Below are 12,794 nucleotides of genomic sequence, written 5' to 3'. Positions count from 1 at the left end.
CGCACTGCGCAACGTGCTGGCCCACAAGGGCCGCCTGCTGATGACGGCACTCGCCGTCATGCTCGGCACCGCCTTCGTCGCCGGGACCATGGTCTTCTCCGACACCTTCGGCAAGGCCATGCGGGACAGCAACTCCAAGAGCTACTCGGACGTCTCGGTCCAGGTCGTGGACCACTCGGCCGGCTCCCGCGCCTCCGCCAGGCAGAAGAGCGAGAACGGCAACGCCTCGCTCACCGACGCCACCGTCCAGCAGCTGGCCGCCCTGCCGGGCACCGCCAACGCCCGCGGCGTGGTCAGCGGCTTCACCGGCGTCGCCGACCGCAGCGGCAACCTGATCGGCCAGTTCTGGGCGGCCAAGGGCGCCAACTACGCCCCGGGGGCGGACGGCAAGGACCCGCGCTACCCGATGGCCGAGGGCCAGGGCCCGAAGAACGGCAAGGAGGTCGCCCTCGACCGCAAGACCGCCGACAAGGGCGGCTACAAGATCGGCGACACCGTCCGGGTCGCCGTCAACGGCCCGGTGGTCGAGGCGAAGCTCACCGGCGTCTTCACCACCGACGACCCGGTGGTGAACAGCGGCGGCACGCTCACCCTGTTCGACCGCGCCACCGCCCAGCAGCTGCTGCTGGAGCCCGGCCGCTACAGCGGCATCGTGCTCACCGCCAAGCCCGGCACCAGCGAGGACGCGCTGCTCGCCCAGGCCCAGCCCAAGGTGCCGTCCGGCCAGCAGTTCGACGTCGAGACCGGCGCCAAGCTCAAGGCCGACGAGCAGGAGATGATCACCAAGGGCACTGATGCCATGCGCACCATGCTGCTCGTCTTCGCCGCGATCTCGCTCTTCGTCGGCATCTTCATCATCGCCAACACCTTCACCATGCTGGTCGCCCAGCGCACCAAGGAGCTCGCGCTGCTGCGGGCGATCGGCGCCAGCCGCAAGCAGGTCACCCGCTCGGTGCTGATCGAGGCCCTGGTGATCGGCGCCTTCTCGGCGCTGGCCGGGCTGCTCGCCGGCATCGGGATCGGCGCCGGGATGCAGTCCCTGATGGGCTCGCTGAACGAGAACATGCCGCACGGCACGCTGGTGATCAAGCCGCTCACCATCGCGGTGACCCTGGTGGTCGGCGTCCTGGTGACGGTGCTGTCCGCCCTGCTGCCGGCCGTGCGCGCCGCCCGGATCGCCCCGGTGGCGGCGATGAGCAGCGGTGACCAGCCGACCAGTCAGAAGAGCCTTCTGGTCCGCAACACGATCGGCTCGGTGCTCGCCGGCGGCGGCCTCGCGATGATCGGCTACGGCGCCTCCACCGGCAACGACAACGGTCGGCTGCCGGTCGGCCTCGGCGCCCTGCTGGCCCTGATCGGCGTGTTCGTCCTGCTGCCGCTGCTCTCCCGCCCGGTGGTCGCGCTGATCGGTCCGCTGCTGCGCAAGCTCGGCGGCACCCCGGGCAAGCTCGCCCAGCAGAACGCGGTGCGCAACCCGCGCCGCACCGCGGCCACCGCCGCCGCGCTCACCATCGGCCTGACCCTGGTCAGCGGCCTCACCGTGATCGGGGCCTCGGTCAGCAGCACCATCGACAAGGCCGTCACCAGCTCGATGAAGGCCGACTACGTGGTCTCGGGCGCCAACGGCATGAGCCTGTCCGAGCAGGTACCCGCCGAGATCGCCAAGGCCCCCGGGGTGGCCGCCTCCTCGCCGGTGACCGCCGCCTACTGGGAGTTCGACGACACCCACGTGTCGATCACCGGTGTGAACGCGGACGCCTTCGACCAGCTCTCCGAGGTCAAGCTGACCAGCGGCTCGACCGCCGCGCTCGGTCAGGGCAAGGTGCTGGTGGACCAGGACCTCGCCACGAAGCTGAAGGTCACCGAGGGTTCGACGGTGACGGTCGCCTACTCGGACCAGTCCACCGGCCGGCTCACCATCGGCGGCGTGTACGAGAAGGGCGGCATGCTCGGTCCGGTCCTCCTGGCCAACAGCGAGGTCGCCAAGCACGAGGCGAAGCCGTCCATCGTCGACGTCCTGGTCAAGGGCAAGGACGGCGCCACCGGGGCGCTCAAGCAGTCGCTCAAGGACGCCACCGGCGCCAACCCGGTGATCGAGGTCAAGTCCAAGCAGGACATCCGCGACGACTTCAGCCAGACCATCACCTTCGCGCTGAACATGATGTACGGCCTGCTGGCGATGTCCGTGCTGGTCGCGATCCTGGGCGTGATCAACACGATGGCGATGTCGGTCTTCGAGCGCAAGCGCGAGATCGGGATGCTGCGGGCGATCGGTCTGGACCGCCGGGGCATCAAGCGGATGGTCCGCCTGGAGTCCGTGGTGATCTCGCTGTTCGGCGCCGGCATCGGCCTGCTGCTCGGCTGCTTCATCGCCTGGGCGATCAACGGGACGCTGAAGTCCAGTCTGGCCGGTCTGACCACCGTCCTGCCGTTCGGTCAGCTGGCGCTGTTCCTGGCCCTGGCCGGGGTGGTCGGCCTGGTGGCCGCGATCTGGCCCGCCCGCCGGGCGTCCAAGCTGGACATCCTGGAGAGCATCAAGACCGACTGACGCTCCCCCGGAACGAGAAGGGGCCCCTGCCGGAGGGTTTCGGCAGGGGCCCTTCTACTTCTGTACTCCGCCCGGTCGCACGGCCGGCTGAGCACCACGGAGGTCGTGGTCCGGCGACACTGCCGGGCGGAGGGCCTCCGACTCATACCCCGGTGCTCCCACACCGGGATCTCAGTCGCTTACTTGCTGGCGAGTTCCTTCTCGGCGGCCGGCTTGGCGGCCTCCACGGGCTTCGTGGGCGCCGTGACCTCCTGGATCGGCAGGTACGGCTTCTCCATCTGGGAGAGGCCGACCAGCTCGCGCTTCAGGAACATGGCGAGCGTCCAGTCGGTGAAGACCCGGACCTTGCGGTTCATGGTCGGCACCATGGCGCCGTGGTACGCGCGGTGGAACCACCAGGCCAGGCGGCCCTTCAGCTTGACCTTGCCGAAGAGGATCGCGACGCCCTTGTGCAGGCCGAGACCGGCGACCGCACCGAGGTTCTTGTGCTCGTAGTTCTTCTGCGGGAAGCCCCGCATGCCCGAGATGACGTTGTCACCGAGGACGGCGGCCTGACGGACCGCGTGCTGCGCGTTCGGCGCGCACCAGGCGCCCTCGCCGACGGCGAGGTCCGGCACCTGGGCGTTGTCGCCGGCGGCCCAGACGTAGTCGAAGCCCTGGACCTGCAGGGTCGGCGCGGTGTCGACGTGGCCGCGCGGGCCCAGCGGCAGGCCGAAGTTGGCCAGCACCGGGTTCGGCTTCACGCCGGCCGTCCACACGATGGTGGAGGCGTCCATCTCCAGGCCGTTCTTCAGCACCACGTGCTGGTCGAGGCAGGAGTCCATCGAGGTCTCGATGTAGACCTCGATCTTCCGCTCCTCGAGCTTCTCCTTGGTCCACAGACCGAGGTCCGGGCCCATCTCCGGGAGGATGCGGTTGGCCGCCTCCACCAGGATGAAGCGCATGTCGTCGCGGCTGACCGTCTTGTAGATCTTGGCGGCGTCGCGCGCCATGTCCTCGATCTCGGCGATCGTCTCGACACCGGCGAAGCCGCCGCCGATGACGACGAAGGTCAGGGCCTTGCGGCGGACCTCCTCGTCGGCGGTGGACTCGGCCTTGTCGAGCTGGGCCATGACGTGGTTGCGGAGGCTGATGGCCTCCTCGACCGTCTTCATGCCGATGCCGTGCTCCGCCAGACCCGGGATCGGGAAGGTGCGGGAGACCGAGCCGGCCGCGACGACCAGGTACTCGAAGGGCAGCTCGTAGCTGTCGCCGGCCGCGGGCTGGATGGTGGCGACCTTGCGGGCGTGGTCCACACCGGTGACCGCACCGGTGAGCACCTCCGCCTTCTTGAGGGCGCTGCGCAGCGGCGCGACGAGGTTGCGGGGCGCGACGTTGCCGCCGGCCGCCTCGGGGAGGAAGGGCAGGTACGTCATGTACGACCGCGGGTCGACGACCGTGACGGTCGCTTCGCCGTAACGCATCTTCTTGAGGATGCGCATCGCGGCATACAGGCCGACGTAACCACCGCCGACAATGAGGATGCGAGGACGCTCCGTGGTGCTCATATCCGAAAGTATCCAGCACCGTCCGGAGCAGCCTTCGTGAGGCCGGTCACAAGTTTCTGGACACCCCGTGCTACACTGCGCGGCCGCAAAACCGGCCCCGGCGCGGCGGCTCACGCCCCCGCGCGACCCCCCGCGTGCATGCGCCGGAGCACTACCCGTCTGAGCAGCAACGATCCGTACAGTGCCCGGGTTCCCGCTCCTGATTTCGATTTTCAAACCTCAAGTGGGGCCTGACCTGCGATCCAGGGGTCGTCACGGTGAGCAGGCCTTCGGTCCCACATTTCGGACGTAGCGGGCGAGCGGGTGCGACGAATGACTGGATCGTCATGTGAAGAAATTCACGAACTTTCCCGCACGGGTTCGGGCGCGCCCCGGCCCCGGCCCCCGAAAGGGGTGCCGGGGCCGGTCGGGTCAGGCCCACGAGGGGTCAGGCGGCCACGCTCCAGGCGATGCCGTCCAGGATGTCGTGCTCGCTCACGACCACCTCGGCGGCGCCCGTCCGCTCCATGATCTCCAGCAGCTCCAGCGCGCCGGCCGCGATCACGTCCACCCGGCCCGGGTGCATCGAGGGGATGGCCGCGCGCTCGGCGTGGGTGGCGCCCAGCAGCTCGCCGGCGATCTCGGCGACCCGCTCCCGGCCGATCCGCGAGTGGTGGATCGCCTGCGAGTCGTACGCCGGCAGGTCCTGGGCGATCGCGGACACCGTGGTGACCGTCCCGGCCAGGCCCACCAGGGTGGCCGCCCCGGTCAGCGGGACGACCTCCGCGGCCTTGTCCAGCTCGGCCCGCACATGCGCCCGGGCGGCGGCGACCTGCTCCTCGGAGGGCAGCTCGGTGCCGCCGAAGTGGCGCTCGGTGAGCCGGACGCAGCCGATGTCCACCGAACGCGCAGCCCGCACGTCCGCGCCGCCCAGCACGAACTCGGTCGAGCCCCCGCCGAGGTCGAACACCAGGTAGGGCGCCGGGAACTGGCCGCCGGTCAGCTCCTTGGTGGCGCCCACGAAGGACAGTCGCGCCTCCTCCTCGCCGCTCACCACCTCGGGCTCGACGCCCAGGATCGCGCGCACGCCCTCGACGTACTCGTCGCTGTTCTCGGCGTCCCGCGAGGCGCTGGTGGCGACGAAGCGGGTGCGCTCCGGGCCGACCCCGAACCCCGCGATGATCTCCCGGTACTCGCGGCAGGCCGCGAAGGTGCGGGCCAGCGCGTCCGGGTGCAGCCGGCCGGTCTGGTCCACGCCCTGGCCCAGCCGGTTGATGATCATGCGGCGGTCGAGGTCGGTGATCTCCCCGGTGGCCGGGTCCAGGTCGGCGACCAGCAGCCGGATCGAGTTGGTGCCGCAGTCGATCGCGGCCACCCGGGTCATGCTCACTCGGACTCCTCCGCGGCGGGCTCCTCGGCGGCGCGCTTCTTCGCGGCGCGCTCGGCGGTCTTCTGCTGCTTGGCCTCGATCACGGCCTGGTGGTCCTGCTCCTTGGCCCGGTTGCGCGCGACCCGCTCACCGGCGGCCTCGACCTCGGCCGGGGAGACGCACGGGCCCTTGGCCCACCAGTCCTCCAGCATGCCGATGGCCTCGTCGCCGAGCGGGTTGACACCCTCGCCGGCCGCCAGCGAGTGGCCGACCAGCACGTGCAGGCACTTCACCCGGTCCGGCATGCCGCCGGCGCTCGGGAAGCCCTCCAGCACCTCGATGGCGTCGCGGCGGGCGATGTAGTCCTCGTGCGCCTTCTGGTAGGCGGCGGCCAGCTCCGGGTCCTCGGCGAGCCGGGCGGTCTGCTCCTTCATCACGCCGTCCGCCTCCAGGGTGCCGATCAGCGAGGCGGCCTTGGGGCAGGTCAGGTAGTACAGCGTCGGGAACGGCGTGCCGTCCGGCAGCCGGGGGGCCGTCTCCACGACGTCCGGGTTGCCGCAGGGGCAGCGGTGGGCCACGCTGCGCAGTCCGCGCGGCACCCGGCCGAGCTGGGCGGCGATGGCGGCGACGTCGGCGTCGGAGACGGAGGGGTGGTTCTCAGTGGTCATGGGAGGAGGTGTCTCCAGCGGGGGACGGTGGGAGCGGACGGGGGGAGGCGGGGGCCAGGGCGACGGTGTCGGCGGCGTCGACCGAGTCCCAGATGCTGGCGTACCAGGGCTTGGTGGCCTTCGCCGGGTCGGCGGCCGCGCCGGCGGCCGAGGCCGTGCCGGAAGCGGACGCGGAGGGCCGGGAAGCGGCCGGGCCGGCCGGGTCCACCGCGATGTACGGGGTCTCCCCCGGCATCGCGTAGTGCAGCCGGGCGCGGGCCTGCGCCTTGACGTACTCCGGGTCCTGCCAGCGGGCCTTGTCCCGGCGCAGCTGCTCGACCTGCTGCCGGGCGTGGTCGGCCTTCGCCCGCTGGGCGGAGATCTCGGCGCGCTGGGAGATGAACTGCCGCGTCGGGTAGGCGAGGATCGCCACCAACGAGCAGAGCACCAGGACGAGGACGGTCGCCCGGCTCGTGAACCGAGGCCGGGCCGCCAAGCCCGGAATCCTCCAGCCTGCCATCTCCCGTTCCCCTCCTGGTCGCGACGGTGCCCCGCCGTCCACCCTACGGGGTGAACGGCGGGGCACCGGTCAGGCGTGCGCTACCGGAGGAGCCCAGCCCCTGGTACGGGGGTGCTCGGCCCTCGGGTCGGCCGTGCCTGCTGCTCGGCTGTGCCTACTACTCGGCGGAGCGGAAGCGCGGGAAGGCGCCGCGGCCGGCGTACTCGGCGGCGTCGTCGAGGATCTCCTCGATGCGCAGCAGCTGGTTGTACTTGGCGACGCGCTCGGAGCGGGCCGGGGCGCCGGTCTTGATCTGGCCGCAGTTGGTGGCGACGGCCAGGTCGGCGATGGTGACGTCCTCGGTCTCGCCGGAGCGGTGCGACATCATGCAGCGGTAGCCGTTGCGCTGGGCCAGCTCGACGGCGTCCAGGGTCTCGGTCAGCGAGCCGATCTGGTTCACCTTCACCAGCAGCGCGTTGGCGGTGCCGGTCTCGATGCCCTTGGCCAGGCGGGCCGGGTTGGTGACGAACAGGTCGTCGCCGACCAGCTGGACCTTGTCGCCCAGCTTGACGGTCATGGCCTTCCAGCCGTCCCAGTCCGACTCGTCCAGCGGGTCCTCGATGGAGACCAGCGGGTAGGCGGCGACCAGCTCGGCGTAGTACTCGATGAGCTCGGCGGCGGAGAGGGCCTTGCCCTCGAACTGGTAGGCGCCGTCCTGGTAGAACTCGGAGGCGGCGACGTCCAGGGCCAGCGCGATGTCGCGGCCGGGCACGTAGCCGGCCTTCTGGATGGCCTCGGTGATGAGGTCCAGGGCCTCGCGGTTGCTGTCCAGGTTCGGCGCGAAGCCGCCCTCGTCGCCGAGGCCGGTGGACAGGCCGCGCTCCTTCAGCACGCCCTTGAGGGTGTGGTAGACCTCGACGCCCCAGCGGACGGCCTCGGAGAAGGACTCCGCGCCGATCGGGGCGATCATGAACTCCTGGATGTCGACGTTGGAGTCCGCGTGCGAACCGCCGTTGAGGATGTTCATCATCGGCACGGGCAGCACGTGCGCGTTCGGGCCGCCCAGGTAGCGGAACAGCGGCAGGTCGCTGGCCTCGGAGGCGGCGTGCGCCACGGCCAGCGAGACGCCCAGGATCGCGTTGGCGCCGAGCGAGGACTTGTCCGGGGTGGCGTCCAGGTCGAGCATGGCCTGGTCGATCAGGCGCTGCTCGGTGGCGTCGTAGCCGACCAGCTCCGGGCCGATCTGCTCGATGACGGCCAGGACGGCCTTCTCCACGCCCTTGCCGAAGTAGCGGTTCTTGTCACCGTCGCGCAGCTCAAGCGCCTCGAAGGCGCCGGTGGAGGCACCCGACGGGACAGCGGCACGACCGGTGCTGCCGTCGTCGAGGCCGACCTCGACCTCGACCGTGGGGTTGCCACGCGAGTCGAGGATCTCACGGGCTACGACGACATCGATGGACGGCACGAGGCATCTCCTTGCGGAAGCAGGGTCCGGCCGACGATTGGTGCTGCCGGCGGGACGATTGCGAAGTCGTTACGACCAGAGCCTAACCGCCCTGGCCGCCGGGGCCACGTTGGCCTCGGTCCCGTCTCAGCGTGTGGCCCGACTACCCACCGGTAGTTCACCTGACTGCCCGATCGAAACGGGCGAATGCGAAGGAAGGGGGACGAAGCCCGTCCCCCTTCCTTCGCCGGGCCTCGCAGGATCAGCCGAGGTGCAGCACCTGGCCGGGCATGATCAGGTTCGGGTCCCCGCCGACGGTGCCGCGGTTGCCGTCGTACACCGACTGCCAACCGCCGGACACGCCCTGGGCGGTGGCGATGCTCGACAGCGTGTCGCCGGACCGGACGGTGTAGTCGTGGCCGGTCTGCGCGGCCGGGGCGGACTGCGCGGGCAGGATGGGCTGGACGCGCTGGACCGGCTGGACGGGCTGCGCGGCCCGTGGCGCGGACTGCGGCTGGGCGGCGGCCTGGCCCGCGTACTGCTGGTAGACGCTCTGGTGGCTGGTCCAGTACCAGGCACCGTTGTTCTGGTACCGGTACACCTTCGCGTCGGCGTCCCAGCCGGCCTTGCCGGAGAAGCCCTGGGCCTGCGGCTGCGCCGGCTGCTGGGCGGCCGGCTTCGGGGCGGCCTGCTGCACCGGCTTCGGGGCCTGCTCCTGCTGGACCGGCTTGGCGGCGGGCTGCTTGGCGGGCTTGGCGTCCGAGGAGGTGTCAACGGACGCCGGGGCGCCGCCCTTGCTCAGACCGGCCTTCTGCGAGCAGACCGGCCAGGCGCCCGGCCCCTGCGAGGCCAGCACCTTCTCGGCGACCGAGATCTGCTGCCCCTTGCTGGCCTGGTTGGCCTGCGGCGCGTAGGAGGTGCCGCCGTACGCCTTCCAGGTGCTGGAGGTGAACTGCAGGCCGCCGTAGAAGCCGTTGCCGGTGTTGATGCTCCAGTTGCCGCCGCTCTCGCACTGGGCGACGGAGTCCCAGGCGGAGGCCGGGGCGGCGGAGGCGCCGGTGGCGGTGAGGATCGGCATCGCGAGTCCGACGCCGGCCACACCGGCGACGGCGATGGCCTTCTCGGCCTGGGTGCGACGACGGTGACGGCCAGTTCCAACGAACAGCATGAAGAGGTCCCTCTCCGCACGCCTGCGAGGTGAGCTGTCGGGTTCGGACCGGGAGGTGGCCCGGCCGCCGAAAGCGGAAACGATTCCGCTCGGGCGGCTTCACCCCAAGCCGTTGGGGAACGGCAACAAACCTGGTTCCCCCGCCCCTGCCCAGGGTCTGGTCGGTTTCCCGTGACGCGGCGGGCAGGATTCGGCGTTCCGCGCACGGGGTCCGCAGCTGCGAACTCCAGGGAGAGTAGACAGATCCTCAGACCAATCACAAGCTCATATCACCGATATCACACAGAAATTACGGCACGTGTTCGGTCGCCTACCAAAGGGGGTCGTATGTCCGGATTGATGACGGTTCAGACTGCCCGTGGAGGCCGTCCGGCGACGCCTCGTCAGCGTGTCGGAGCGTCGACGGGAGGGACGGGCGCGTGCGGCGACCTGCTCTCCGGGCTGAATTCGACCGGGAGTTCCCGCAGCCCACGCATGATCAGGCCACCCCGCCAGCGCAGATTCTCCGGGCTTTCCGCAAGCCGCAGATCCGGCAACCGGGAAAGCAGCGTGGCCAGCGCACTCCGACCCTCCAGCCGGGCCAGCGGGGCGCCGATGCAGTAATGGATCCCGTGGCCGAAACCCAGGTGCGGGTTGTCCCTCCGGGCCAGGTCAAGGATGTTCTCGTCCGCGAACCTGGCCGGATCGCGGTCCGCCGCGGCCAGCACCACCAGCACCGGATCGCCCACCGGGATGTCCACCCCGCCGATCGACAGCGGCCGCGTCGCGAAGCGCCACGTCGCCAGCTCCACCGGCCCGTCGTAGCGCAGGAGTTCCTCGATCCCGGTCTCCAGCAGCGCCGTCTCGCCACGCGCCACCGACTCCTGCAGCAGCGCCCGCTGCCCCGGGTTGCGCAGCAGCGCGTAGGTGCCGTTGCCGATCAGGTTCACCGTCGTCTCGAACCCCGCGAACAGCAGGATGAAGGCCATCGCCGCGGCCTCGTTCTCGGTCAGGTGCTCGCCGTGGTCGCTCGCCCGGATCAGGCCCGAGATCAGGTCCTCCCCCGGATCCGCCCGCTTGCGGTGGATCAGCTCCAGCAGGTACGCCCGCATCCGCTTCACCGCTCGCCCCACACCGCCGCGTTGGCCGCCGCCGTGCCGGATCATCATCCCCGCCCAGTCGCGGAAGTCGTCCTGGTCCTCGGCCGGCACTCCCAGCATGTCGCAGATCGCGTAGATGGGGAGCGGGAAGGCGAACTCGTGGATCAGGTCCGCCGAACCGCGCTGCGCGAAGCCGTCGATCAGCCGGTCCGTGAGCTGCTGCACCCGCGGCTCGAACTCCGCCACCCGGCGCGGGGTGAACGCCTTCGACACCAGTCGGCGCAGCCGGGTGTGGTCCGGCGGGTCGATGTTCAGCAGATGCGTCATCAAGTCCGCCTGGCGTTCGCCCGGAATGCCCACCCGGCCGGTGCGGTGAGCCTGCTCGCTGTGGTGCGCCGGGTTCTTCGACAGCCGGCCGTCCGCCAGCGCCTGCCGCGCGTCCGCGTAACGGGTCACCAGCCAGGCCTCCACCCCGCTCGGCAGCGTCGTCCGGTGCACCGGGGCGTGCTCGCGCAACCAGGCGTAGGCGGGGTACGGGTCGGCGGCGAACTCCCAGGTGAAGAGCTGCGGGGCGGCGGGGTCGGGCTGCACTGGCATGCACCGACCGTATCCGGTGGGTCGGGGGCGCACCGTCCCCGCCGGATCACGGCCGGTCGGGACCGGGTCGGAGTCGGGTCGGGATCCGACGGGGATCCGGTCGGGATCCGGTCGGCCCTCGACCCGCCCGGCTCGGCCCGGCTCGGGCCGGCTCGTCAACACCCGGCGGACGGCGTGCCAACGCTCCGTGGACAGCTCTTGGACGGACGGCGGGCGTGAGTCTGGTCACCTGAGGGGTAATCCCTGTTGCGGAGGGTCAGGACCTGTCTACGATCCTCCGCAGAAATCGTGGGCGCCGGTGCGGTGTCGCCCACAGGGAGGAGCAGGCCATGCGGGTCAGCGGGGCAGTCGTCGTCATCGCGGTACTCGACGGCGGGTCGGGAGCCGGCCTCGCCCGCCGGTTCACCGCCGCCGGCGCCGCCGGAGTGCTGATCGCCGACCAGCACGTCGGTGTCGCCGAGGACCTCGCCACCGAACTCGACCGGCCGGGCTGCCCCGTCGTCGGCGTCGGCGGCGACATCCGCCGCCCCAGCGACATCGCCGCCCTCGTCGACACCGCCGAGAAGCACCTCGGCTCCATCGACCTGTTCTGCGTCGCCGGCCCCGACGGCGAGCGGATCGTCTCCCTCGCCGACCTGCCCGACCACCTCGACCTCGAACGCCTCGCCGAACTCCTCGCCCTCGTCGGCGAGGCCATCGGCGAGGTCGTCCCGCCGCAGCGGTGCCCGGCCGAGCCCACCGCCAAGGCCGCCTGAGGCCCGCTACTCGTCGACCGGCTTGAGCCCCTCGACCGGCTTGAGCCCCTCGGCCGCGCGCACTGCGTCCCGGTAGCCGCGCGCGGCCGACCGCAGCGCCGCGTCCGCGTCCACCCCGGCGTCGTGCGCCCGCTGCGCCACCGCCAGCAGCAGCCGGCCCGCCGAGGCCGCCGTCAGCTCCACCGGCAGCTCGTACGGCTCGTCCGGCACGCCCGCGAACCCCGCCCGGCGTACCCGCGACACCAGCTTCGCCGCGTACGCCAGCGACGGCAGCCCGGCCGGCACGCCGTCCAGCACCGACTCCCGGTCCGCCTTCTCGGCCGCCTTCAGCTGCTCCCAGTTCGCCTCCACCTCGGCGGCGCCCTCCGCCTCGACGTCCCCGAACACGTGCGGATGCCGGTACATCAGCTTCTCGACGATGTCACCGGCCACGTCGTCGATCGAGAACGCCTCCGACGGGTGCTCCTCGGCGATCCGGGAATGGAAGAACACCTGGAGCAGCACATCGCCCAGTTCCTCGCGCAGCGTCTCCCGGTCCCCCTCCTCGATCGCCTCGACCAGCTCGTAGGCCTCCTCGACCAGGTACTTCACCAGGCTCTCGTGCGTCTGCTCGGCATCCCACGGGCAGCCGCCCGGCGACCGCAGCCGGTCCATCACCGACGCCAGGTCCAGCAGGCGCGCCCCCGGCAGGTCGTACGACCCCGGCAGCACCTCGATCTCCGGCACCTCGCCCGCGTGCTCCACCGCCAACCGCGCCAGCGCGTCCGTCAGCCCCGGATCCCCGTCCGAGCTCCCCAGCCACACCGTCGGCCCCGCCTCCGCCGGCTGCCCGGTCAGCAACCGCGCCAGCGCCGGCGCCGACCCGGCCGACACGACCTCCACCTCCACCCCGGCCTGCCGCACCGCCGCCACCTGCGGATGCCCCGCCTCCCCCACCAGCACCCGCCCGGCCGACCGCAACGCCTCCCAGGCCGGCCACGCCAGCAACCCGGGAGCCACCCGATGGGTGGTCGTCAGCAGAATCAGCTTCGCGCCCGGAACATTCGTCGTCACACCCCCGAACCTACCCGCCGCCGCCACCCTCACCCAGCGGAGGCAGGGACGCAGCGCTCTCGGCGGCCGGCCTCCTCGGGACCGTCTTCACACCCGCGTCCACGCGCCG

At 71.4% G+C, this 12,794-nt stretch carries 9 protein-coding genes, 1 pseudogene and 1 riboswitch; of the genes and pseudogenes, 2 read left to right on the top strand and 8 right to left on the bottom strand.

The window, feature by feature from the left end; all coding sequences use genetic code 11:
- The coding region (locus ACIO5E_RS38900) for an ABC transporter permease (RefSeq protein ID WP_400677244.1) at positions 1 to 2,548 on the top strand (2,548 nt) is incomplete at its 5' end.
- Between the two features lie 179 nt (positions 2,549 to 2,727).
- Here the strand turns inward: ACIO5E_RS38900 and ACIO5E_RS38895 are convergent.
- The 7 genes and pseudogenes from ACIO5E_RS38895 to ACIO5E_RS38865 all read right to left on the bottom strand — a co-directional run bounded on the left by ACIO5E_RS38895 (position 2,728) and on the right by ACIO5E_RS38865 (position 10,877).
- Positions 2,728 to 4,095, bottom strand: coding sequence for an NAD(P)/FAD-dependent oxidoreductase (locus tag ACIO5E_RS38895; protein WP_280678362.1), 1,368 nt, complete (start codon positions 4,093 to 4,095; stop codon positions 2,728 to 2,730).
- 427 nt (positions 4,096 to 4,522) lie between these two features.
- The gene (locus ACIO5E_RS38890) at positions 4,523 to 5,458 is read right to left on the bottom strand and encodes an exopolyphosphatase (protein ID WP_400677250.1); all 936 of its coding nucleotides are present in this window, start codon (positions 5,456 to 5,458) and stop codon (positions 4,523 to 4,525) included.
- Positions 5,459 to 5,589: 131 nt separating this feature from the next.
- Positions 5,590 to 6,129, bottom strand: a pseudogene (locus ACIO5E_RS38885) (DUF501 domain-containing protein); the annotation flags it as partial.
- Positions 6,101 to 6,586 carry a septum formation initiator family protein gene (locus ACIO5E_RS38880; protein WP_400677241.1) on the bottom strand — a complete coding sequence of 162 codons (486 nt, stop codon included), beginning with the start codon at positions 6,584 to 6,586 and terminating at the stop codon, positions 6,101 to 6,103. The gene ACIO5E_RS38880 and the pseudogene ACIO5E_RS38885, both read right to left, overlap by 29 nt.
- 181 nt (positions 6,587 to 6,767) lie before the next feature.
- Positions 6,768 to 8,054, bottom strand: a complete 1,287-nt coding sequence (gene eno, locus ACIO5E_RS38875) for a phosphopyruvate hydratase (RefSeq protein ID WP_329489343.1) — start codon at positions 8,052 to 8,054, stop codon at positions 6,768 to 6,770.
- 241 nt (positions 8,055 to 8,295) lie between these two features.
- Complete coding sequence (locus ACIO5E_RS38870) at positions 8,296 to 9,201, bottom strand: transglycosylase family protein (RefSeq protein ID WP_400677238.1); 906 nt, start codon at positions 9,199 to 9,201, stop codon at positions 8,296 to 8,298.
- Positions 9,202 to 9,206: 5 nt separating this feature from the next.
- A riboswitch (cyclic di-AMP (ydaO/yuaA leader) is annotated at positions 9,207 to 9,374 on the bottom strand.
- Between the two features lie 210 nt (positions 9,375 to 9,584).
- Complete coding sequence (locus tag ACIO5E_RS38865) at positions 9,585 to 10,877, bottom strand: cytochrome P450 (RefSeq protein ID WP_400677235.1); 1,293 nt, start codon at positions 10,875 to 10,877, stop codon at positions 9,585 to 9,587.
- Positions 10,878 to 11,206: 329 nt separating this feature from the next.
- Here ACIO5E_RS38865 and ACIO5E_RS38860 point away from each other — a divergent pair, with 329 nt between their 5' ends.
- Positions 11,207 to 11,632 carry an SDR family NAD(P)-dependent oxidoreductase gene (locus ACIO5E_RS38860; RefSeq protein WP_400677232.1) on the top strand — a complete coding sequence of 142 codons (426 nt, stop codon included), beginning with the start codon at positions 11,207 to 11,209 and terminating at the stop codon, positions 11,630 to 11,632.
- 6 nt (positions 11,633 to 11,638) lie between these two features.
- On the opposite strand, the gene ACIO5E_RS38855 is transcribed toward ACIO5E_RS38860, so the two are convergent.
- Entirely contained in the window at positions 11,639 to 12,685 is a 1,047-nt protein-coding gene (locus ACIO5E_RS38855) for a MazG family protein (RefSeq protein ID WP_400677230.1), read from the bottom strand.
- Positions 12,686 to 12,794 lie beyond the last annotated feature (109 nt).

Source organism: Kitasatospora sp. NPDC087314 (assembly GCF_044744365.1).
In the GTDB taxonomy this organism is placed as follows: Bacteria; Actinomycetota; Actinomycetes; order Streptomycetales; family Streptomycetaceae; genus Kitasatospora.
This window is presented reverse-complemented; position numbering and strand designations above follow the sequence as displayed.

Bases quoted from the DNA above. Each gene is read 5' to 3' on its own strand.
- ACIO5E_RS38890 (WP_400677250.1), bottom strand. From the start codon at position 5,458: ATGACCCGGGTGGCCGCGATCGACTGCGGCACCAACTCGATCCGGCTG.
- ACIO5E_RS38865 (WP_400677235.1), bottom strand. From the start codon at position 10,877: ATGCCAGTGCAGCCCGACCCCGCCGCCCCGCAGCTCTTCACCTGGGAG.
- ACIO5E_RS38870 (WP_400677238.1), bottom strand. From the start codon at position 9,201: ATGCTGTTCGTTGGAACTGGCCGTCACCGTCGTCGCACCCAGGCCGAG.
- ACIO5E_RS38860 (WP_400677232.1), top strand. From the start codon at position 11,207: ATGCGGGTCAGCGGGGCAGTCGTCGTCATCGCGGTACTCGACGGCGGG.
- ACIO5E_RS38895 (WP_280678362.1), bottom strand. From the start codon at position 4,095: ATGAGCACCACGGAGCGTCCTCGCATCCTCATTGTCGGCGGTGGTTAC.